This window comes from Streptomyces sp. NPDC046308, from assembly GCF_055588065.1.
The window spans coordinates 144,392-165,060 of sequence record NZ_JBVJFB010000011.1 but is presented as its reverse complement, the minus strand read 5'-3'; the positions used below and the strand labels follow the sequence as shown (position 1 = coordinate 165,060).

Sequence of the window (20,669 nt, the reverse complement as noted above, 5' to 3'; positions counted from 1 at the left end):
ATCGACGGGAAGCCGGGGGAGGGGGACAAGTGACACCGCAGTGGGAGCCGCAGCCGCAGACCGGGCCGCACTCGCAGTCGCGGTCGCAGTCGCAGCCGCAGTCGGGGTCGCAGTCGCAGTCGGGGTCGCAGCCGCGGGCAGCCGCGCTGCTGCGCCACGCCGCCGTCTTCCTGCCCGCCGCCGTCCCCCGCGAGGGGCGGGTCGCCTTCTGGGCCCCCGGCGGGGACGCCCTGCCCGAGGTGGGCACGTCGGCGCCGCTCACCGTCGTACGTCCGCACGGCGACGGGGTCCGCAGCCGCACCGTGCCCGCCGTGACCTTCTCCGTCGCCTCCGCCCTGCCCCTGCTCGCGGGGGCGCCCCGCAGCCCCGCCGCGCACCCCGCCACCCGCGCCTGGGGGACCGCCGCCACGCAGGCCCTCACCCTGGCCGCCCGAGGCAGGCTGCTCCCCGGGCTCACCCCCGAGGGCGTGGACGCCTGGCGCGCCGGGCCGCTCGACGCCGCCGACATCGACCACCTGCGGGCGGTCGCCGCGGCCCTTCCGCACGAGGGGTATGCGACGCCCCTGACCGGCCGCCGTCCGCTCCAGCTGCCCGAACCGGAGGCGCTGGTCCGCGCGTTCCTCGACGCCGTCGCCGACAGCCTGCCCCGCACCCCGGCCGCGGCCGTGGCCGCCGGACGGCCGTTCGCCGCGCGGGAGGCGCAGCGGGTGCCCGGGATACAGGACTGGGCCGCGCAGGTCGCGGCCGGGGCCGACGCGGGCGTCGGGATCTCGCTGCGGCTCGACCTGTCCTCCTTCCGCCTCTTCGACGAAGCCGAGGGCGAGGACGTCCGGCGAGCCGGGGCCGCCGTCGTCCAGGTGCACAGCCTCGCCGATCCGACCCTGATCACCGACGCGGCGCAGCTGTGGGCGGGCACGGCGGCCGCCGGCTTCGGACCCCGCGCCCGGATCGACGCCGTGCTCGCGCTGCGCCGGGCCGCCCGCGTCTGGCCGCCCCTGCTGCGGCTGCTGGACCAGCCCGTGCCCGATGCCCTCGCCCTGTCCGACCCGGAGCTGGAGGACCTGCTCGGGGTGGCCGCGAGCCGCCTGGCCGCCGCCGGGGTCCTGGTCCACTGGCCGCGCGAGCTGGCCCGTACGCTGTCCGCGACCGCCGTCGTACGGTCCACCGCGCCCGGTTCCGCGACCGACGGCACCGCCTTCTTCGACGCCGAGCACCTCTTCGCCTTCTCCTGGGAGCTGGCGCTGGGCGGGGACCGGCTCACGCCGGGCGAGATGGACGCGCTGGCGCAGGCCCACCGGCCCGTCGTGCGGCTGCGGGACCAGTGGGTGCGCGTCGATCCGGAGCTGGTGCGCAAGGCGCGCAAGCGGGAGCTGGGCGTGCTGGACCCGGTGGACGCGCTGGCCGTCGCCCTGTCGGGGACGGCCGAGGTCGACGGCGAGCCGGTCGAGGCGGTGCCGGTGGGGGCCCTGGCCGCCCTGCGGGAGCGGCTGACGGGGGAGCTGGCCCCGCTCCCGCAGCCCGCCGCGCTCAAGGCCACCCTGCGCGACTACCAGGCCCGCGGCCTGGCCTGGCTGGACCTGATGACCTCCCTCGGTCTCGGCGGCTGCCTCGCCGACGACATGGGCCTGGGCAAGACCGTCACCCTGATCGCCCTGCACCTGCACCGGGACCGGCCCGAGCCGACGCTCGTGGTGTGTCCCGCGTCCCTCCTGGGCAACTGGCAGCGGGAGATCGAGAAGTTCGCCCCCGGCACGCCCGTGCGCCGCTTCCACGGCGGCGGCCGCAGCATCGAGGACCTGACGTCCTGCGAGGGCGGGTTCGTGCTCACCACGTACGGCACCCTGCGCGCGAGCACCGCCCTGTTGGCGGAGCAGAGCTGGGGCATGGTCGTCGCCGACGAGGCGCAGCACGTCAAGAACCCGCATTCGGCGACCGCCAAGGCGCTGCGCACGGTACCGGCGCCGGCCCGCGTGGCGCTGACCGGCACCCCGGTGGAGAACAACCTCTCCGAGCTGTGGGCGCTGCTCGACTGGACCACGCCGGGTCTGCTGGGGCCGCTCACCGCCTTCCGGGCCCGCCACGCCCGCCCGGTGGAGCACCAGACGGAGGAGGACGGCGGCAACGAGGCGGCGGTCGCCCGACTGTCCGCGCTCGTACGGCCGTTCCTGCTGCGGCGCAAGAAGTCCGACCCGGGCATCGCGCCCGAACTCCCGCCGAAGACGGAGACCGACCACCCCGTCTCGCTCACCCGGGAGCAGGCCTCGCTGTACCAGGCCGCGGTGGACGAGGCGATGGCCGTGATCGAGTCGAGCGAGGGCATGGAACGACGCGGCATGATCATGAAGCTGCTGGCCTCGCTGAAGCAGATCTGCAACCACCCGGCGCAGTACCTCAAGGAGGAGCAGCCGAGGATCGGGCACCGCTCGGGGAAGCTCGCCCTGCTGGACGAGCTGCTGGACACGATCCTTGCGGAGGGCGGCTCGGTCCTCGTCTTCACGCAGTACGTGACGATGGCCCGCCTGATCGAACGGCACCTGTCGGCCCGGGGGATCTCCCACCAACTGCTGCACGGGGGGACGCCGGTGCCGCGCCGGGAGGAGCTCGTCGACCGTTTCCAGGCGGGCGAGGTCCCCGTGTTCCTGCTGTCCCTGAAGGCGGCGGGCACGGGCCTGAACCTCACCCGGGCCGGCCACGTCATCCACTTCGACCGCTGGTGGAACCCGGCCGTGGAGGAACAGGCCACCGACCGCGCCTACCGCATCGGCCAGACCCAGCCCGTCCAGGTCCACCGGATCATCGCCGAGGGCACCGTCGAGGACCGCATCGCCGAGATGCTGGAGGCGAAGCGGGCCCTGGCCGATGCCGTCCTCGGCTCGGGCGAGGCGGCCCTGACCGAGCTGACCGACCGCGAACTGGCCGACCTCGTCTCCCTGCGGAGGCCCGCATGATCACCGCGCGGGACGACCGCCGCCGCACCTTCGAGACCGTGCCCGCCGGGGCGGCGGCCGTGAGCTGGTGGGGCCGGGCCTGGGTGACGGCGCTGGAGGAGGTCTCCCACGATGCGGCGCGGCTGGCCCGGGGCCGTGCGTACGCCGAGGAGGGACACGTCGACGCGGTGACCGTCACGCCCGGCCGGATCGTGGCGTACGTCCGCGGCAGCCGGGCCCGCCCGTACCGCACCGAGCTGACCCTGCCCGTCTTCGCGGAACCGGAGTGGCACGAGCTCCTGGAGGAGGTCGCGGCCGACCCCGGCGCGCTCGCCGCCCTGCTGGAGCGGGAGGTTCCGCAGTCGCTGGCGCAGAGCGTCCTGCCCGGCGCGGGCGAGCTCGTCCCGCACTGCTCCTGCCCGGACTTCGGGCGTCCGCCGTGCAAGCACGCGGCGGCCCTCTGCTACCGGGCGGCCCGTCTCCTCGACGAGGACCCCTTCGTCCTGCTGCTCCTGCGCGGCCGGGGCGAGCGGGAGCTCCTCGACGAGCTCACCCGCCGCAACGCCGCTCACGCCGCACGCGAACAGCCCGACGCGGCGCCGGACTTCCCGGGCGTGCCGGCCCGCGCGGCGCTCGCCCGCACCGGCCTGCCGCTGCTGCCCGCGCCGCTCCCGGCGCCCGCCGCCGCGGGCCTCCCGCCCGCGTACCCGGCCGATCCCGCGGCCCCGGACCCGCTGGCCCTGGACCAGCTCGCCTGCGACGCGGCGGCCCGCGCCCTGGCCCTCCTCACCACCGGCGAGGACCCGATCGCGGGGCTCGACCTCTGGCAGGACGCGGTCCGGCTCGCCTCCGCGCACCCCACGGCGGGCCTGACGGGCACGGCCCGCACCCTCTACCGGGACCTGGCCCGCGCCACCGGCCGTACGCCCACCGAGCTCGCCAGGGCCGCCGCCGCGTGGCGTCAGGGCGGCCGCCCGGCACTGGCCGCCCTGGAGGAGCCCTGGGACCCGCCGGCGGGCCCCTTCGACCGGGCCCGGCCGGCCCTGCTCGCCGCGGGCCAGGGTTCCTTCCGCCCGGACCGCAACCGCCTGACGATCCGCACCCGCCAGCTCCGCCTCGGCCGCGACGGCCTCTGGTACTGCTACGAGGACCGCCTGGGCGACAACGACTGGTGGCCCCGGGGCCGTCCCTCCGCGGACCCGGTCACCGCTCTGCTGGGCTGAGCCCGGCGGCCCAGCGCGTCAACGTGGTGAAGTCGCGCTCCCGCAGACCGTGGCGGGGACGGATGCGCAGGAGGAGGGCGGGGGCCGGGTGGTGGGCGGCGACCCAGGCGCGGTCGCGGGGGTTGATCATGTCGTCGACCCATGCGAAGGGCCGGCCGGCTGCCCATGCGACGAGATGCCGGGTCTTCCAGGAGAGCCCGTCGGGGTCCTCGACGAAGAGTTCCGGCCAGTCGATGACGGACAGGTCGCCGGGGAGCCCGATGTGCGGGGCGATCAGTGTGTTGGCCTGGTGCGTCCATGCGGTGGCCCAGGCGAGTTCGAAGGGCAGGGCCGACAGCCGGGCCCCGTGGGAGGGGTGGAGGCGGACCCGCGCACCGCGCCGGGCGCTGCGCGAATCCGGGTCGCGGTAGGAGAGCCAGACGTCCGGCCGCATCCGGTGGCTCCGGTAGCCGCGCAGTCCGGCGAGGGGCGAACGGAAGGGGTTGAGCGGTCCGTCCACGTCGAGGAGGAGCAGCGGGCGATCAGTCATGAAGTAGGCATTACCCAGTACACGATGGAGTGAAATGCCTACCGGCTCTATAACCCGTATGGGTTTACCGCGTTATCTCCGGTGCGGGTGCAGCACCCGCTGAATCCTCCGGAAGGCAGGGAAACTCATGCGTCACAGTCGTCGGAATGGCCTGATCGCGGCGGTGGTTGCGGGAGGTGGACTGGCGGTCGCGGGCGTGAGCGGCTTCGCCTACGCCGATGCGGACGCGGGCGGCCGGGCCGAAGGCTCGCCCGGGCTGTTGTCCGGGAATCTGGTGCAGCTGCCCGTGCACGTCCCGGTGAACGTGTGCGGGAACACCGTGAGCGTGGTCGGCGTACTCAACTCGGCTGCCGGCAACCGCTGTGCCAACGAGACACCGGGAGGCGGTGGCGGGCATCCCGGGCAGGGGACCTCGTCACATCCGTCGAAACCGGGAGCGGGAAACGGGGGAGGTGCCGGGGCCGGGGCCGTGGCGGAAGGGCGCGGAAAGGATTCACCCGGAGTGCTGTCCGGCAACGGCCTGCAGCTTCCCGTGGAGCTCCCGCTGAACCTCAGCGGCAATTCCGTGAGCGTCGTCGGCGTCGGCAACTCCTCGCACGGCAACACCTCCGTCAACGGCGAGGAACCCACCGGCGGCAAGCCCGCCCAGCCTCCGGTCGTCGAACCGCCCGTCACCGAACGGCCGGTCACCCCGCCCGCCCCGCCCGCCCCGCCGCGGCACACCGAGGCCCTCGCCCACACCGGAGCCGACGGCCTCGGATACCTGCTGCCCGGCAGCGGAGCCCTCCTGCTCGGCGGTGTCCTCCTCTACCGCCGCTTCCGCCTCAACTAGGCGGGGAACGCCACCCGTCGAGGATGGCGTCGATCCGCGCGGCCAGCCGGGCGCGGGCCGCGAACCGGGGGACGCCCGCCATCAGCAGGGCGTCGTACTCGGTGTCGGTGTGCCGCACCGCCGCCCGTACCGCGACCGAGACGGCCGACTCGTCGAGGGCCCGGCCGGCCGCGGTGCGGCCCACCCGGCCGCTGCCGCGCACCGAGGCGTGCTGGGCGATCGCCACGGCCCGGTCGGCCGGACACCCGGGGAACAGCCGCACTATCTCGGCGGCAAAGGCCGCCGTGAACCGGGTGTCCTCGGCCGCGCGCCGCAGCCGGTCGCGCTCCCGCCGGCGCGCCCGTGCCTCGGAGTCCGCGAGACAGTCGCGCTCCGCCCGCGCCAGGGCGGCGTCCTCCACGAGGAGCCCCAGGCGCTCGTACCGGCGGCGGCGCCTGTGGAAGCGGACGACGACGGCCGAGAGCGAACTGGCCTCGCGGGAACGGCGGGTGAGCGCGGCGTCCCCGCGCGGCAGGTAGACCAGGTGCCCCAGATCGGCGCAGTCCAGACAGCGCGGCACGCCCGCCTCGCGCACGAGGTGCCGGAGCGGGCCCCGCCGGCACTCGGCGCAGTGGATCTGCTTCAGAGACTCGAAAACCACCAGGCTCATACAGGGGTGATACCGCCGTAGGGGCCTCATATCACCTGGTGGCAAGGGGCGGTTGATGTTTCACCAACTCTTCCTGGATACCGGGACGCCTTCTACGGTGGGGCCGTGGGCCGGAGGCCGGTCCGCGGAGGAGGGCTCATGGGTGGACGGCAGGCGACGACGGCGCGGGCGGGCAGGGCATGTGGTGCCGCGGCCCCGTCGGGCCGGAAGATCGTCATCCCACCCGGCGGCTGCACCGGCTGGCACTTCCACCGGGTCCGGCTGGACGCCGTGGTGCTCGCCGGAACCCTGACCCGGGTCCTGCACGACCGCACCGTCGTGGTCCACCGGACCGGGACCACCTTCGTGGAACCCGCGGGCATCGGACACATCCACCTGGGCCACAACCTGGGCACCGAACCGGTCGTGCTCCACGTGACCCCCGCACTTCCCGAGGGAACGCCCTTCGCGATACCCACACCGGCCCCGGCCGGCGCCAACCCGGCGGCCTGCCGCTCACACAAGCCGTCGTATTTCTCCACGGACCCGGTAGAAGCCACCTGAGGCCGCGTGCAGCCCCTCGACCACGTACCGGGCGCCCGGCTCCCGTATCCCGCGCGGGAACTGCACGTTCCACGAAGGCTCGAAGCCGTCCGACACCACCTGCACCCGCATCCGGCCGCCCTGCCGGACGCACTCCACCACCACACCGCCGGCCGGCTCCGAGGCCACCACGGCCATGGAGACCGTCGCCACCGCCGAGGCCGAAGCGGCCGGGGTGAACACCGGCAGGGCCGCCGCCGACTTCACGTCCACCGCAGTCGGCACCGAGCCCTGCTGGGCCGCCGCGATCGCCTGCCCGCTCGCATCCACGCAGACCAGCGAACCGTCCGTGGTGACCAGGTACAGCCGCTCGTCCAGGTACTGCATGGACAGCGCGGACCCGCTGCCCGTACCCAGCTTCCACAGCCGCTGCCCGTCGGCGTCGAAGCAGTACACCGAGGAGGAGAGGTCGCCGGCGAAGACGTGCCGTCCGTCCGGCGAGGTCGCGCACGAGTACACCGCCGCGTCGCACCGGTAGGTCGCCTCCACCGCGCCCGTCGCCTTCGACAGCCGCTGCACGGTGTTCCGCCCGGTGCCCGCGTACACCGCGTGGTCCTCCTGCCAGCCGAACAGCACCGAGCCGTTGGTCGCGGTGTGCCACAGCTCCCGGCCGCCGTCCGGCGCGTACGCCGTCACCCCCTTGCTGTGGCCGTGGTAGACGGCGTCCGCGTCCGCCCGGACCATCCATGCGTTGGAGCCGGCCGAGCGCCTCGACCACTGGAACTCGTCCTCGTGGTCGATGACCGTCAGCCCGCCGCGTCGGTCCGAGACGTTCAGGACGCCCTCGCGGATGTCGAGCCAGAAGATGTCCACGTCCTCCGCGATGTCGTAGGCACCGAAGGGAACCTTCGACGACAGGTCGTACACCGTGCCGTCGTCACAGCCCGCGTATATCCAGAACTCGTCCGCCACCAGGCACTTCACGCCGTCCGGCAGCGCATACCGGGCCAGCACCTCACCGCCGTGGCTCAGCGTGTAGACGTCGCCGGCCTGGTTGCCGACCCAGCAGCGGTCCTCGTCCACGTGGATCCCGAAAGCGGAGGAGCCGGTGCGGAAACGCCACAGCACCGGGGCCACCGCCCGCGCCGTCGACGGCGCCGACGTCACCTGGCGGCGAGTCACCGAGCGGGCGGCGCGCTGCCCCCGCACCGCCGGGGCGTACCCCTTGCGGACCTTCTCGCCGATCTTCTTCGCGGCGGCCGCCCGGGCCTTCTCGGCGGTAGGGAAGGAGGAGCTCTGCAGCTGGCCGTCCGCGCCGATGCGTCCGTACCGCACGGAGACGGCCGTGCCGTCGACGGTCACCTCGTAGAACTTGTGCGCCCCGCCGCCGTCCTGCGACAGCTCCAGATACGTCGTCTCCCGAGCCATGACAAACCCCTCCCCGAAGGCCGGGCCGCCGGCTCCGTTTCCGCCGGTGATCCCTCGTGAAAAACGCTAAGTCCCACCACTGACAATGGGCCGGTGAAGTGGGAAGCGATCACATGGCAGCGGATGGCCGAGCGGCTCGCCGGTCACCTCGACGACCCCGAGAACCGGCCCGAGCAGGGCAGTTGGCAGCGGGTCGGCATTGACGGAGCGCCGGCCGCCGGAACCGGCGTGCTCGCGGAGGAGCTCGCGGAGGCGTTGCGCGGGCGCGGGCGGGCGGTGCTGGTGGTGGCGACGGAGGGGTTCCTGCGGCCCGCCTCCCTCCGCTTTGAGTTCGGGCGGCAGGACGTGGACGCGTACCTCGGCGGCTGGTACGACACGGCCGCGCTCTGGCGTGAGGTGTTCGGCCCGACCGATCCCGGCGGGACCGGGCGGGTGCTGCCGGACCTGTGGGACCCGGTGACCGACCGGGCGACGCGCAGCCCGTACGCCGAACTCCCGGCCGGAGGGGTGCTGCTGGTGCACGGCCCGCTGCTGCTCGGGCAGTGGTTCCCCTTCGACCTGAGCGTCCACATCCGGCTGTCGCCGGGGGCGATGGGCCGTCGGACGGAGGAGGCGCAGCGGTGGACGGTGGCGGCGTTCGCGCGGTACGAGGCGGAGGTGGACCCGGCGGCTGGGGCGGACGTGGTGGTCCGGGCCGACGATTCCCGGCATCCGGCGTGGACGGGGGTCCGGAGGCGGTAACGCGGGCGCGGGCCCGGCGCCGTAGCCGGGGGGGGCTGCCCCCGAACCCCCGCGCCTCAAACGCCGGCGGGGCTGGAATGGCCGGAGGCGCTGGATGGTGCGGCGTGGGCTGGAGGGGGTTGGTGCGGCCGGAGTTGTCGGTGCGGCTGAAGGATCGGGGCTCCGCCCCGGACCCCGCGCCTCAAACGCCGGCGGGGCTGGAACGGCCGGAGGCGCTGGATGGTGCGGGGTGGGCTGGAGGATCGGGGCTCCGGACCCCCGCGCCTCAAACGTCGGCGGGGCCGGCGTTTGCCAGCGGGCTAGGGGCGGCCGCCTGGGCGGGTTATCGCGAGGGCGGCGGTGCGGCAGCCGGCGCGGGTGGCCTCCGTGGGGTCCGCGCCCTGGAGGCGGGCTGCGAGGAAGCCGCCGGTGAAGGCGTCTCCGGCGCCGGTGGAGTCCACCGCTTCGGCCGGCTCGGCGGCGACCTCGGCGGTGATCCGGCCGCGCTCGGCGACCAGCGCGCCGGCCGAGCCCAACGTCACCACCACCAGCGGTGTCCGCCGGCTGAGTTCCACCGCCGCGCGGGCCACCCCGGCCGGCTCCGGCAGCCCGGCCAGCAGCCGGGCCTCGTCCTCGTTGGGCAGCAGGATCTCCGCCCCCGCCACCGCGTCCAGGAAGCGCCGCGGGCCCAGGGCGGCCAGGAACCCGGCCGAGGCGGGGTCCACGCTCACCGGCACCCCCCGGGTCCGTGCCGCCCGCAGCGCGACCAGGGCGAGCTCCCGGCTGCTGTCGGCGAAGAACAGGTAGCCGGACAGGTGGAGGTGGGCCGCCCCGTCCAGCAGCGACGGGGCCCAGTCGGCGGGACACAGCCGCAGCGAGGCCCCGCTGTCGGTCAGGAAGGTGCGTTCCGCGTCCTTGCCCACCAGCGCGACCACCGTCCCGGTCGGCTCCTCCGGGTCGATGACCAGCCGGGGCCGCACCCCCGCGTCCACCAGTGCACGTTCGTGCCACCGCGCCGACTCGCCGCCCACCCGCGCGAGGAGGCGTACCTCCGCGGTCCCCGTACGGGCCGCCCAGCAGGCGGCGTTGGCGCCGGCACCGCCCGGCAGGGTGCGGATGCGGGCGGCCGTGTCCGTGGCCGGGGCGAGCGGCTCCGGATGTATCGCCACCACGTCCGTCACCACGTCGCCGACGACGACCAGCGCTCCCGGCGCGGTCATCCCCGCGCCGCCCAGGCTCCCGCGATCCGGGCCCCGAGCCGCACATTGCCGCGTACCGCCGCCAGGTTGGCCTCCAGGGAGGCGCCACCGGTGGCCCGTACCAGGAACCCCAGCAGGAACGGGGTCACCGCCTGCCCCGTGATCCCCTGCTCACGGCATTCCGCGAGCGCCTCCGCCAGCACCCGGTCGTGCAGCTCCGGGTCCAGCTGCTCCGCCTCGGCCACGGGATTGGCCACCAGCAGCGCCGACTCCGCCCCGCCCAGGGCGTCCTGAGCGGCCATCACCGCCGCGACCTCCTCGGGCCGGTGCACCGTCCAGTCCACCGGTTCGCCGGAGTCGGCCAGGTAGAACCCCGGGAAGCGGTCGGTCCCGTACCCGAGGACCCCGACCCCCAGCGTCTCCAGCCGTTGCAGCGTGGCCGGCACGTCCAGGATCGACTTGACCCCCGCGCACACCACCGTGATCCGGGTCCGCGCCAGTAGCGCGAGGTCCGCGGACTCGTCCTGCGTCTGCGCCCACTCCCGGTGTACGCCGCCCAGCCCGCCCGTGGCGAAGACCCGCAGGCCCGCCCGCGCGGCCAGGAAGGCCGTCGCGGACACCGTCGTCGCCCCGGTCGCCCGCGTCGCCAGCGCGGGGGCCAGGTCCCGGTGGCCGAGCTTGCGCACGCCGTCGCCGCCCGCGATCCGCTCCAGCCGCGCCTTGTCCAGGCCCGCGTACGCCACCCCGTCCACGACCGCCACCGTCGCCGGGACCGCACCCTCCGCGCGGACCAGCGCCTCCAGTTCGAGTCCCACGGCCAGGTTGCGGGGACGCGGCAGGCCGTGCGCGAGGATCGTCGACTCCAGGGCCACCACGGGCCTGCCCCGGGCGAGTGCGTCGCGTACCTCTTCTGACAGGACCGGTCCGCCCGACAGGGGTGCAGTATCTGTGTGCTGTGACATGTCCCCATCCATGGCACGGGATCCACGCCCCCAAACGCACTCCCGCCACACCCGTCCCCACCTGTCCGAGTAGCGTTCCCCCGTGGACACGCGCGGGTTCTACGACGATCTGGCCGATCGCTACGACCTCCTGTACGCGGACTGGCAGGCCTCCGTCACCCGGCAGGGCCGGGCCCTCGACGCCCTCCTCACCACCGCGCTGGGCCCCGGGCCGCACACCGTCCTCGACAACGCCTGCGGCATCGGCACCCAGGCCCTGGGCCTCGCGGCCCTGGGCCACCGGGTCACCGGGACCGACCTGAGCCCCGCCTCCGCGGCCCGCGCCGCCCGGGAGGCCGTCGGCCGGGGACTCGACCTGTCCGTCGCCGCCGCCGACATGCGGGCCCTGCCCTTCCCGGACGCCTCCTTCGACGCCGTGGTCTGCGCCGACAACGCGCTGCCGCACCTGCTCACCGCTCGGGACGTGTGCGCCGCGCTGGCCGAAACCCGGCGGGTCCTGCGCCCCGGCGGACTGCTGCTGCTCTCCACCCGCCCGTACGGGGAACTGCGCCGGGCCCGCCCGCAGAGCGAGGCCCCGCACGTGCGCACCGGCCCCGACGGGCGGACCATCACCTTCCAGCTGTGGCACTGGCACGCCGACGGGGAGCGCTACGACCTGGAGCTCTTCCAGCTGCTGCCGGCCGGCGACACCTGGACCACAAGGACGTCGACGGCGACGTACTGGGCGCTGCCGCAGGAGCGGACCGCCGAGTTCGCCCGGGAGACCGGCCTGCGCGACCCGGTCTGGCACGCGCCGGCGGACACCGGGTTCCACCAGCCGGTCCTCACCGCCCGCCGCCCGCCCCCGCCGCCCGGGTCCGACTGGACAGGGTGACTCGTGGGCCGGGCCGTTCCTGGACGCTGTGGTCACCGCGCCGCAGGGGCGGGCCGGTCTAGGCTGGCGCGCCATGAGCACCAGTGATCACTCCGCCGCCCCCGCCTCCTTCTCCGTCTCCGTCGCGGACGTGGAACTGGAGCCCGAGGACCTCGACCCCGACCAGATCGTCTCCGGGGAGCCCGTCGTGACGGGCAAGGTGCTCTGGGAGTCGCCGGACGGCCGCCAGGTGCGCGGGATCTGGCAGATCACCCCGGGCGTGGTCACCGACACCGAGGCCGACGAGCTGTTCGTGGTGGTCAGCGGCCGCGCCACCGTCGAGGTCGAGGGCGGCGACACCCTGGAGGTGGGTCCCGGCTCCGCCTGCGTCCTGCGGGAGGGCGACAAGACCACCTGGACCGTGCACGAGACGCTCCGCAAGGCCTACCACATCAGCTACTGAGGCCCCCGCCGGCGCCAGCCCCCAGAGGCCCGTCAGCCGCCGACGGCCTTCGCGGCGACGGGGTGGCGGCGTGCCGTGAACAGGGCGAGCGCCGCCATCGGCAGCAGCAGCGCGGCGCCGACGGCGTTCAGCCAGCCGTAGCCGGCCTGGGACATGACCAGGCCGGCGGCCGCGCCGCCCACCCCCGCGGACGCGTTCATCGTGAGGTCGCTCAGACCCTGTACGGCGGCCCGCGCGGGCTGCGGCACCGAGTCGGTCAGCAGGGCCGAGCCGGACACCATCCCGGCGGACCAGCCGAGCCCGAGCAGGAACAGCCCGAGCATGCTCCGGCCGTGGCTGGGCCCGGCCGTCCCGGCGAGCAGCGCGGCGACCGAGAGGAGCCCGGCGGCCAGGCCGATCACGGACAGCCGTCCGAGCCGGTCCGCGAGCCACCCCATCAGCGGGGAGAAGGCGAACATGCCCGCGATGTGGATGCTGATGACCAGCCCGATGAGCTCCAGGCCGGCGCCGTGGTGGCCCAGGTCCATCGGGGTCATCACCATGATCGAGACCATGACGGTGTGTGACACGGCGACGGTGACGAGCGCGAGCCGGGCCCGAGGGGAGGCCCGCACGGCGGCGAACCCGGCGCGCAGCGAGCGGCCCTCGCGGGTCTGCTCCGCCGGAGCGGCGAGCGCCCGGGCCGTCAGCAGCGGGTCGGGTCGCAGGAGTACGCCGATCAGCGTGCCGGTGAGCAGGAAGACGACGGCGGCCCACACGAAGGGGCCCGCCGTCTCGGGTATCGCGGTTCCGGCGAAGCTGCGGCTGGCCGGCGCGGAGAGGTTGGGGCCGAGCACCGCGCCGAGGGTGGAGGCCCACACGACGACGGAGATCGCCCGGGCCCGGCGGTCCGGGGCGGCGAGGTCGGCGGCGGCGAAGCGGGCCTGCAGGTTGGCGGAGGAGGCCGCGCCGAAGGCGGCCATGCCGAGCAGCAGCAGCGGGAAGTTCCGGATCGTCGCGGCCAGGACGACGAGTCCCGCCCCGACGGCCCCGATCGCGTAGGCGAGGACCAGGCCGGGGCGTCGGCCGCGCGCGGTCATCAGGGCGGCGAGCGGCAGCGAGACCAGGGCGGTGCCGATCACCGCGGCGGTGGAGGCGAGGCCGGACATGGCCTCGGTGCCGCTGATCTCGGTGGCGAGCACGGGGGCCAGGGCGATGCTGATGGGCACGCCGAGCCCGCCGAGGATCTGCCCGGCGATGAGGACCCAGGAGGTGCGCCGCTGCAGCCGGGCCACGTCCGGGAGGTCGAGCGGCGGAGCCGGCCGGTCCGTGCCGGGGGAGGCCGTCATGCCGCACCCCGCTTCCGCGGGTGCGTGACGCGGGGCCCGGAGGGCGCGAGAGAGCCGGATGCGGCGGCAGCAGTAGTCACCGCCGCAGTGTGCCACCCCTTACCGCCTGGCGGAACCGTCCCGGCGTACCGGCCGGCCCGCAGGTCAGGAGCCCGCTCAGAACAGCGGCTGCGGAAGCACGCCCTCCAGGGCGAGCAGCTGCCGCTTGGTCTCCACCCCGCCGCCGAAGCCCCCGATGCCCCCGTCGTTCTCCACGACCCGGTGGCAGGCCACCACCAGCGGCAGCGGGTTCGAGCCCATGGCGTTGCCCACGGCCTGGGCGGCGCCGGGCTGTCCGGCGCGGGCGGCCAGTTCCCCGTAGCCGACGACCGATCCGTAGGGCACGGTGCGGTCCAGCTCCTGGAGCACCTGCCGGTTGAACCCGGAGCTGAGGCGCCAGTCCAGCGGCAGCTCGAAGCGGCGCAGCGCACCCGCGAAGTACGCCTTGAGCTGGCGTATGGGCTCGGCGAGCAGGGCCTCCTCGCCCGGCGCGGGACGGCGCGCGTCGGCGCCCAGCCGGGAGACCAGCGGGCCGATCATCTTCTCGACCCGGTCCGGGGCGGCATGGAACTCGACCCGGACCAGACCCTCCGGGGTCGCGGCCAGGAGCAGGGGGCCGATGTCGCTGGCGACGACGGTCCATTCGAGGTGCGGCCCGCGGGGCCGCTCGGTGCTGTCCACCCGTCCACCGTACGGCTCCCCCCTGACAACGCCGGCCGCTTCGGCCGCATCGCCCCCTCACCCGCACCACACCACCCGCGTCACCCACGCCCGCCGCGGCACGTCGGCGGGCTCAGAACCCGTCGATCGCCTCCTGCACCACGTCCGGGGCGTTGGTGATGATCCCGTCCACGCCCATGTCCTGGACCTTCCGGGCGGTCGCCGCGTCGTCCACGATCCAGGTGTCCACCTCCATGGCCTTGCCGTGGGCCCCCAGCAGGCCGTGCACGGCGGCGACCCAGTCGGCCGAGATCGTGGTGTGCCAGGGGTTGATCCGGTCGGTGAACTCCGCGTACCGCGGCAGGTCCGCCACGGTGGGGGTGCCCAGGAAGGCCGTCAGCAGGTCCGGGCGCAGCCGGTGCACGAGGCGCACGCAGTCGGCGCTGAAGCTCTGCACCACCAGGCGCCGCGCGATGTGCCGCTCGTCGAGCCAGCCGGCGTCGCCCAGCACCTTCAGGGTCTGCTCCTCGATCCCCGGGTAGAGCTCCGGCTTCTTGATCTCCAGCAGCAGTTTCTGCTGGTTGCGCTGTACCCGGTTGAGGTACTGGCGCAGGGTGGGCACGCGCGCGCCCGCGTACTCCTCGCCGAACCAGGTGCCCGCGTCCAGCAGGGCGATCTCGGCCGCCGTGAAGTCCTTGACCTTCCAGGGGGAGCGGCCGGGGAACACCTGCTCGACGTTCGTGGTCCGGGCCAGGGTGTCGTCGTGGATCACCACCAGCTCGCCGTCGCTGGTGCGCTGCACGTCGTTCTCGACCCAGTCGAAGCCCAGCCGCATGGCCAGGTCGATCGCGGCCAGGGTGTTCTCCGGGGCGTACGCCGAGGCCCCCCGGTGCGCGTACACGACTGGTTCCCCCAGCGCTGCCCGGTCGGCGGCGGATCCGGGTCCGCTGGCGGCGTACGAGGCCGTCCCGCCCAGCAGGGTGAGGGTGAAGCCCAGGAATGCGGCGGCGGCCGCGGCGGCGGGTCGGACGTACATGTGCGTTCTCCTCGGGTCGTAGCCCTGTTCCTGCGTCAGACGGGTGCGGAGCGGCAGACGTTGTGGCGATGCACTTCACCGCGATCATGGGGTTGAAGATCACAGAGCCGCCACCGAACTACGACAAACGGACCAGAACGGATGACAGGGTCCCGCGGCGTCCGGAGCCGCCGGAGCGCGCCGCGGACCGGCGGGGACGCGTGAGTGTCAGTGGGGGGTCGTACGGTTGAGTCATGCGGCCCGTATCGAAGATCGAACGCACGGTGGCGCCTTTCGAGGTCGTCAGCCCCTACCAGCCCAGCGGCGACCAGCCGGCGGCCATCGCCGACCTGGAGAAGCGCATCCGCGCAGGTGAGAAGGATGTCGTCCTGCTGGGTGCGACAGGCACCGGCAAGTCGGCGACGACCGCCTGGATGATCGAGAAGCTTCAGCGCCCCACCCTGGTGATGGCGCCGAACAAGACGCTCGCCGCCCAGCTGGCGAACGAGTTCCGCGAGCTCCTGCCGAACAACGCCGTCGAGTACTTCGTCTCGTACTACGACTACTACCAGCCCGAGGCGTACGTACCGCAGTCGGACACGTACATCGAGAAGGACTCCTCGATCAACGAGGAGGTGGAGCGGCTGCGCCACTCCGCGACCAACTCGCTGCTGACCCGGCGCGACGTGATCGTCGTCGCCTCCGTGTCCTGCATCTACGGCCTCGGCACCCCGCAGGAGTACGTCGACCGGATGGTCTCCCTCAAGGTCGGCGAGGAGATCGACCGGGACCAGCTGCTGCGCCGCTTCGTCGACATCCAGTACACGCGCAACGACGTGGCCTTCACCCGCGGCACCTTCCGGGTGCGCGGCGACACCATCGAGATCTTCCCGGTCTACGAGGAACTGGCCGTCCGCATCGAGATGTTCGGCGACGAGATCGAGGCCCTCTCCACCCTCCACCCGCTGACCGGCGAGGTCATCAGCGAGGACCGCGAGCTGTACGTCTTCCCCGCCAGCCACTACGTCGCCGGCCCCGAGCGCATGGAGAAGGCGATCAACGGCATCGAGGCCGAGCTGGCCGAACGCCTCGCCGAGCTGGAGAAGCAGGGCAAGATGCTGGAGGCGCAGCGGCTGCGCATGCGCACCACGTACGACCTGGAGATGATGCGGCAGATCGGGTCCTGCTCCGGCATCGAGAACTACTCGCTGCACATGGACGACCGCGAGCGCGGCTCCGCACCGAACACCCTCATCGACTACTTCCCGGAGGACTTCCTCCTGGTCATCGACGAGTCGCACGTGACCGTGCCGCAGATCGGCGCCATGTACGAGGGCGACGCCTCCCGCAAGCGGACCCTGGTCGACCACGGCTTCCGGCTGCCGTCGGCCCTCGACAACCGTCCGCTGAAGTGGGAGGAGTTCCAGGAACGCATCGGCCAGACCGTCTACCTGTCCGCGACCCCCGGGAAGTACGAGCTCTCGCGCAGCGACGGCTTCGTCGAGCAGATCATCCGCCCCACCGGCCTCATCGACCCCGAGGTCGTGGTCAAGCCCACCGAAGGCCAGATCGACGACCTGGTCCACGAGATCCGGCAGCGGGTGGAGAAGGACGAGCGGATCCTCGTCACCACCCTCACCAAGAAGATGGCCGAGGACCTCACCGACTACTTCCTGGAGCTCGGCATCCAGGTCCGCTACCTGCACAGCGACGTGGACACCCTGCGCCGCATCGAGCTGCTGCGCGAGCTCCGGGCCGGCGAGTACGACGTCCTGGTCGGCATCAACCTGCTTCGCGAGGGCCTCGACCTGCCCGAGGTGTCCCTGGTGGCGATCCTCGACGCCGACAAGGAGGGCTTCCTCCGCTCCGGGACCTCCCTGATCCAGACCATCGGCCGCGCGGCGCGCAACGTCTCGGGCCAGGTCCACATGTACGCGGACAAGATGACCCCGGCGATGGAGAAGGCCATCGACGAGACCAACCGGCGCCGGGAGAAGCAGATCGCCTACAACACGGCGAACGGCATCGACCCGCAGCCCCTGCGCAAGAAGATCAACGACATCGTCGCCACGATCGCCCGTGAGGAGCTCGACACCGAGGAGCTTCTCGGCACCGGGTACCGGCAGGCGAAGGACGGCAAGGGGGCCAAGGCGCCGGTGCCGGCGCTCGGCGGCCGGGCCGCCCACACCAAGGCGGGCGGCAAGGGCGCGAAGGGGGCCAAGGCCGCCAAGGGGGCCGTGGCGCTCACCGACCGGCCCGCCGAGGAGCTGACCGCGCTCATCGAGCAGATGACCGAGCGCATGCGCGGGGCGGCCGCGGAGCTGCAGTTCGAGGTCGCGGCCCGGATCCGGGACGAGGTCGGCGAGCTGAAGAAGGAGTTGCGTCAGATGAAGGAAGCGGGCCTCGCCTGACCCCGAGCGGGTCAGTAGGGTTGAATCACAGCCGCAGGTACACCCTGCGCGCCCGTTATTGGGGCGGGCCATGGAGAGGGGACAGCACGTGACGGTCAATATGACCAAGGGTCAGGCCATCAGTCTGCAGAAGGCGGACGGGGGAACGCTGACCGCGGTCCGGATGGGCCTCGGCTGGCAGGCGGCGAAGCGCCGCGGACTGTTCGGCTCGCGGACGCGGGAGATCGACCTCGACGCCTCGGCCGTGCTCTTCGCCGACAAGCAGCCGGTGGACGTCGTGTTCTTCCGTCACCTGCAGAGCGACGACGGCTCCGTCCGGCACACCGGTGACAACCTCGTCGGCGGGGTCGGCCAGGGCGGGGACGACGAGGCCATCCTCGTCGACCTCCAGCGCGTGCCGGTCCACATCGACCAGATCGTCTTCACGGTGAACTCCTTCACCGGCCAGACGTTCCAGGAGGTGCAGAACGCGTTCTGCCGCATCGTCGACGAGACCAACGGCCAGGAGCTGGCCCGCTACACCCTCGACGGCGGCGGTCAGTACACCGCGCAGATCATGGCGAAGGTGTCGCGCGTGGGCGGGGGCTGGCAGATGACGGCCCTCGGAAACCCGGCCAACGGCCGCACCTTCCAGGACCTCATGCCGGCGATCCTGCCGCACCTGTAGCAGTACCGGACGAGACGAAGGCACGAGAGAACAAGGCACGGGGGAGGGGCTGCACGATGACGGCCGAACTGGTCCGGGGGCAGAACCACCCCGTGTCCCACAGCCGGGTGGAAATCAGGGTCTCGGCGGGCACGGCCGTGCTCGCCCTGGCCTCGCTCGCCGACGAACAGGGCCGGTTCGCCGGCGACGCGGTACTGGCCCACCCGGGGGCCAGGTCCCTCCCCGGCGTGCAGGCGCCCGGGGAGCTCGCCGACCGGCACACCTTCGCCGTCGACCTCGACGCGGTCGCGGCGGACGTCCACCGGATCGGCGTGCTGCTCGTCCTGCCGCCCGGCGGCCCCGTGCGCTTCGGCTCCGTCCCGGCCTCCTACGTGGCGGTGGCCGACCCGGCGGGCGGTGAGCTGGCCTGCTACACCCTGACCGGGCTCGACGCCGAGACCGCCGTGGTCGCCCTGGAGCTGTACCGGCGCCAGGGCGCCTGGAAGGTCCGTGCCGTGGGCCAGGGCTACGCCGACGGCCTCGGCGCCCTGCTGGCCGACGGCGGACTGCCCGCGGCGGAGGCCGCGGCCCTGGCCGCCGCCGCGCTGCGCACGGCCGCCCCCGCCGCGCAGGGCGACGCCACGCGCGCGGCCCTGCGGACCCTGGCCGGTGACCTGCGCGCCCCGCAGACGCCGGCCCAGGACCCGGCTCACGGTCCCGCGGCCACCCCCGAGCCGCCCGGCCCGGTCCCCGTCTCCGGGGTCCCGTACGCCGCCGTGCCCGGACCCGTGCCCGGCGGCGACACCGGGGGCTCGCCGCCCACCATCGACTACGCGCACCCGCGGCGCCGCCGCACCAGCACCGAGCCGCCCGAGCCCGCGCCCCGGGCCGCCGCGCCGCAGGAGCCCGGACAGCCCCCTCGGCCCGTCGCCGGTGACGCCAGCGGCTGGTCCCTGGAGGAGCGGCTCTACAACCAGGTCTGGGGCATGTTCGAGGACCTGGCCCGCACGGTGGCCGCCTACCGCAGCGCCGTGGAGTTCGCCGACTCCCGCATGGACCGCGAGCTCGACGAAGCCCTCTCGGACCCGCGCCACCGCCTCGGCGGCTCCGGCAACGCCGCCCGCGACACCGCCCGGGCCCGCCGCGAGGAGCTCGTCGCCCAGGCCCAGGCCGTGCTCGACCGGGACCTCGCCCAGCTGATCGCCGAATCGGAGGTGGTCGAGCCCGCGCTGCCGCCCGCGTACGCCCGCTGGGGCAACCCGGTCTGGCACGACAGCCGGGCGACCGCGGCGCCCGAGGAGAACCCGCTGGCCCTGCGCCTGGGCGACCTCAGCCTGCCCGAGCGCCCCGACCTGCGGATCCCCATGCTGATGCGGGTCCCGCTGGAGCGCGGGATCTGGATCGACAACGGCCGTACCGGCTCGGAGGCCGCGATGGCCATGGACACCGACCGGCTGCGCCGGGCCGCCATGGACATGGCCGTCGCGCACGCGGTGCGGCTGCTCGCGGTCCACCCGGCCGACCGGTTCTCCGTCCACGTCATCGACGCGGCCGGGGCCGGCACCGCCTCCCTGGCGCCCCTCGTCCGCGCCGGGGTGCTCGCCGCGCCGCCCGCCGCGGGGGCCCACGGGGTCACCCAGACGCTGGCGGGCCTGACCCGGCGGGTCGACCTCGTACAGATGGCGCTGCGGGCCGGTGCGCCCGAGGACCTGCCGCCGGACGTGGACACGGCCGAGCAGCTGCTGATCGTGCACGACTTCCCGCACGGTTTCGACGACCGCGCCGTCACCCAGCTGCGCTACCTCGCCGACGAGGGCCCGGCGGTCGGCGTGCACCTGCTGATGGTCGCCGACCGCGACGAGGCCTCGGCCTACGGGCCGCTGCTCGACCCGCTGTGGCGCTCGCTGATGCGGCTGTCGCCGGTTCCGGACAGCCACCTCGCCGATCCCTGGGTCCACCATGCCTGGACCTTCGAACCGGACCTGCCGCCGCAGGGCAGCCGAGTCCTCGAACAGGCACTGGACCGGGTGGCGGAGGCCCGGCGCACTACCCGCCCGTGACCATCGCTTGGCATTTCCTTTACCTTTTCGGCCCTTGATGGGTATGCTCGTGTCTGCGGAGGGGAGTATTCCTGCTTTCCTGCTACGGCGTACCCGTCAATACGGACCACCGCGGTGATGTGAGCGCGGTCGGTCCCGGGGCGCCGGCCCACGGCCTCCAGGCCGCCCGGGTGGAAGAGACCTCCGGCAGCGATGACGCTGAC

General features: G+C 74.0%; 18 protein-coding genes. 10 read left to right on the top strand and 8 right to left on the bottom strand.

The genetic code is table 11. From position 1 onward, the window contains the following. Positions 1-146: 146 nt before the first annotated feature. Both ACZ6JT_RS33685 and ACZ6JT_RS33680 read left to right on the top strand, forming a co-directional pair. The gene (locus ACZ6JT_RS33685) at positions 147-2,948 is read left to right on the top strand and encodes a DEAD/DEAH box helicase (protein ID WP_469215826.1); all 2,802 of its coding nucleotides are present in this window, start codon (positions 147-149) and stop codon (positions 2,946-2,948) included. Beyond that, the gene (locus ACZ6JT_RS33680; RefSeq protein WP_469215755.1) at positions 2,945-4,150 is read left to right on the top strand and encodes an SWIM zinc finger family protein; all 1,206 of its coding nucleotides are present in this window, start codon (positions 2,945-2,947) and stop codon (positions 4,148-4,150) included. Before ACZ6JT_RS33685 ends, ACZ6JT_RS33680 begins: the two co-directional genes overlap by 4 nt. Here the strand turns inward: ACZ6JT_RS33680 and ACZ6JT_RS33675 are convergent. Continuing rightward, positions 4,131-4,679, bottom strand: coding sequence for an HAD domain-containing protein (locus tag ACZ6JT_RS33675; RefSeq protein ID WP_469215753.1), 549 nt, complete (start codon positions 4,677-4,679; stop codon positions 4,131-4,133). The genes ACZ6JT_RS33680 and ACZ6JT_RS33675 overlap by 20 nt on opposite strands. A gap of 127 nt (positions 4,680-4,806) precedes the next feature. Between ACZ6JT_RS33675 and ACZ6JT_RS33670 the strand changes: the two genes are divergently transcribed. Continuing rightward, positions 4,807-5,511, top strand: a complete 705-nt coding sequence (locus tag ACZ6JT_RS33670; RefSeq protein ID WP_469215751.1) for a chaplin — start codon at positions 4,807-4,809, stop codon at positions 5,509-5,511. Here ACZ6JT_RS33670 and ACZ6JT_RS33665 read toward each other — a convergent pair. Further along, positions 5,504-6,160 carry a DUF2293 domain-containing protein gene (locus ACZ6JT_RS33665; RefSeq protein WP_469215749.1) on the bottom strand — a complete coding sequence of 219 codons (657 nt, stop codon included), beginning with the start codon at positions 6,158-6,160 and terminating at the stop codon, positions 5,504-5,506. The two genes, ACZ6JT_RS33670 and ACZ6JT_RS33665, sit on opposite strands and share 8 nt — an antisense overlap. A gap of 138 nt (positions 6,161-6,298) precedes the next feature. Here ACZ6JT_RS33665 and ACZ6JT_RS33660 point away from each other — a divergent pair, with 138 nt between their 5' ends. Then, a complete protein-coding gene (locus tag ACZ6JT_RS33660) occupies positions 6,299-6,703 on the top strand; it encodes a cupin domain-containing protein (RefSeq protein WP_469215747.1) in 405 nt (134 codons plus the stop codon). On the opposite strand, the gene ACZ6JT_RS33655 is transcribed toward ACZ6JT_RS33660, so the two are convergent. Further along, entirely contained in the window at positions 6,656-8,110 is a 1,455-nt protein-coding gene (locus ACZ6JT_RS33655) for a WGR domain-containing protein (RefSeq protein WP_469215744.1), read from the bottom strand. The two genes, ACZ6JT_RS33660 and ACZ6JT_RS33655, sit on opposite strands and share 48 nt — an antisense overlap. 93 nt (positions 8,111-8,203) lie before the next feature. On the opposite strand from ACZ6JT_RS33655, the gene ACZ6JT_RS33650 reads away from it, so the two are divergent. Then, on the top strand, positions 8,204-8,851 hold the full coding sequence (locus ACZ6JT_RS33650; RefSeq protein WP_469215742.1) for a nucleoside/nucleotide kinase family protein: 648 nt from the start codon (positions 8,204-8,206) through the stop codon (positions 8,849-8,851). A 299-nt stretch (positions 8,852-9,150) separates the two neighbouring features. On the opposite strand, the gene ACZ6JT_RS33645 is transcribed toward ACZ6JT_RS33650, so the two are convergent. Together ACZ6JT_RS33645 and ACZ6JT_RS33640 are read right to left on the bottom strand one after the other, a co-directional pair. Next, positions 9,151-10,050, bottom strand: a complete 900-nt coding sequence (locus tag ACZ6JT_RS33645) for a carbohydrate kinase family protein (RefSeq protein WP_469215740.1) — start codon at positions 10,048-10,050, stop codon at positions 9,151-9,153. Further along, entirely contained in the window at positions 10,047-10,991 is a 945-nt protein-coding gene (locus ACZ6JT_RS33640) for a pseudouridine-5'-phosphate glycosidase (RefSeq protein WP_469215739.1), read from the bottom strand. Before ACZ6JT_RS33640 ends, ACZ6JT_RS33645 begins: the two co-directional genes overlap by 4 nt. Positions 10,992-11,073: 82 nt before the next feature. Here ACZ6JT_RS33640 and ACZ6JT_RS33635 point away from each other — a divergent pair, with 82 nt between their 5' ends. Further along, positions 11,074-11,865: a class I SAM-dependent methyltransferase gene (locus ACZ6JT_RS33635; RefSeq protein ID WP_469215737.1), complete on the top strand. Its 792-nt coding sequence runs from the start codon at positions 11,074-11,076 to the stop codon at positions 11,863-11,865. 73 nt (positions 11,866-11,938) lie between these two features. Next, the gene (locus ACZ6JT_RS33630) at positions 11,939-12,307 is read left to right on the top strand and encodes a cupin domain-containing protein (RefSeq protein WP_469215736.1); all 369 of its coding nucleotides are present in this window, start codon (positions 11,939-11,941) and stop codon (positions 12,305-12,307) included. Between the two features lie 32 nt (positions 12,308-12,339). Here ACZ6JT_RS33630 and ACZ6JT_RS33625 read toward each other — a convergent pair whose 3' ends face one another. The 3 genes from ACZ6JT_RS33625 to ACZ6JT_RS33615 all read right to left on the bottom strand — a co-directional run bounded on the left by ACZ6JT_RS33625 (position 12,340) and on the right by ACZ6JT_RS33615 (position 15,370). Then, entirely contained in the window at positions 12,340-13,635 is a 1,296-nt protein-coding gene (locus tag ACZ6JT_RS33625) for an MFS transporter (RefSeq protein ID WP_469215734.1), read from the bottom strand. A gap of 156 nt (positions 13,636-13,791) precedes the next feature. Then, a complete protein-coding gene (locus ACZ6JT_RS33620; RefSeq protein WP_469215733.1) occupies positions 13,792-14,355 on the bottom strand; it encodes a methylated-DNA--[protein]-cysteine S-methyltransferase in 564 nt (187 codons plus the stop codon). A gap of 112 nt (positions 14,356-14,467) precedes the next feature. Then, the gene (locus tag ACZ6JT_RS33615) at positions 14,468-15,370 is read right to left on the bottom strand and encodes a glycerophosphodiester phosphodiesterase (protein ID WP_469215731.1); all 903 of its coding nucleotides are present in this window, start codon (positions 15,368-15,370) and stop codon (positions 14,468-14,470) included. 233 nt (positions 15,371-15,603) lie between these two features. Here ACZ6JT_RS33615 and uvrB point away from each other — a divergent pair, with 233 nt between their 5' ends. The 3 genes from uvrB to ACZ6JT_RS33600 all read left to right on the top strand — a co-directional run bounded on the left by uvrB (position 15,604) and on the right by ACZ6JT_RS33600 (position 20,466). Then, the gene (uvrB, locus tag ACZ6JT_RS33610) at positions 15,604-17,760 is read left to right on the top strand and encodes an excinuclease ABC subunit UvrB (RefSeq protein WP_469215729.1); all 2,157 of its coding nucleotides are present in this window, start codon (positions 15,604-15,606) and stop codon (positions 17,758-17,760) included. 88 nt (positions 17,761-17,848) lie between these two features. After that, complete coding sequence (locus tag ACZ6JT_RS33605) at positions 17,849-18,427, top strand: TerD family protein (protein WP_030707055.1); 579 nt, start codon at positions 17,849-17,851, stop codon at positions 18,425-18,427. A 56-nt stretch (positions 18,428-18,483) separates the two neighbouring features. Further along, positions 18,484-20,466: a TerD family protein gene (locus ACZ6JT_RS33600; protein ID WP_469215716.1), complete on the top strand. Its 1,983-nt coding sequence runs from the start codon at positions 18,484-18,486 to the stop codon at positions 20,464-20,466. The last annotated feature ends 203 nt before the right edge of the window (positions 20,467-20,669 follow it).

What these genes read in the sequence shown, in the direction of transcription:
- ACZ6JT_RS33615 (WP_469215731.1), bottom strand. Translation starts at nt 15,370, where the DNA reads ATGTACGTCCGACCCGCCGCCGCGGCCGCCGCCGCATTCCTGGGCTTC.
- ACZ6JT_RS33655 (WP_469215744.1), bottom strand. Translation starts at nt 8,110, where the DNA reads ATGGCTCGGGAGACGACGTATCTGGAGCTGTCGCAGGACGGCGGCGGG.
- uvrB (WP_469215729.1), top strand. Translation starts at nt 15,604, where the DNA reads ATGCGGCCCGTATCGAAGATCGAACGCACGGTGGCGCCTTTCGAGGTC.
- ACZ6JT_RS33625 (WP_469215734.1), bottom strand. Translation starts at nt 13,635, where the DNA reads ATGACGGCCTCCCCCGGCACGGACCGGCCGGCTCCGCCGCTCGACCTC.
- ACZ6JT_RS33640 (WP_469215739.1), bottom strand. Translation starts at nt 10,991, where the DNA reads ATGTCACAGCACACAGATACTGCACCCCTGTCGGGCGGACCGGTCCTG.
- ACZ6JT_RS33670 (WP_469215751.1), top strand. Translation starts at nt 4,807, where the DNA reads ATGCGTCACAGTCGTCGGAATGGCCTGATCGCGGCGGTGGTTGCGGGA.
- ACZ6JT_RS33630 (WP_469215736.1), top strand. Translation starts at nt 11,939, where the DNA reads ATGAGCACCAGTGATCACTCCGCCGCCCCCGCCTCCTTCTCCGTCTCC.
- ACZ6JT_RS33660 (WP_469215747.1), top strand. Translation starts at nt 6,299, where the DNA reads ATGGGTGGACGGCAGGCGACGACGGCGCGGGCGGGCAGGGCATGTGGT.
- ACZ6JT_RS33675 (WP_469215753.1), bottom strand. Translation starts at nt 4,679, where the DNA reads ATGACTGATCGCCCGCTGCTCCTCCTCGACGTGGACGGACCGCTCAAC.
- ACZ6JT_RS33645 (WP_469215740.1), bottom strand. Translation starts at nt 10,050, where the DNA reads ATGACCGCGCCGGGAGCGCTGGTCGTCGTCGGCGACGTGGTGACGGAC.
- ACZ6JT_RS33665 (WP_469215749.1), bottom strand. Translation starts at nt 6,160, where the DNA reads ATGAGCCTGGTGGTTTTCGAGTCTCTGAAGCAGATCCACTGCGCCGAG.
- ACZ6JT_RS33680 (WP_469215755.1), top strand. Translation starts at nt 2,945, where the DNA reads ATGATCACCGCGCGGGACGACCGCCGCCGCACCTTCGAGACCGTGCCC.
- ACZ6JT_RS33600 (WP_469215716.1), top strand. Translation starts at nt 18,484, where the DNA reads ATGACGGCCGAACTGGTCCGGGGGCAGAACCACCCCGTGTCCCACAGC.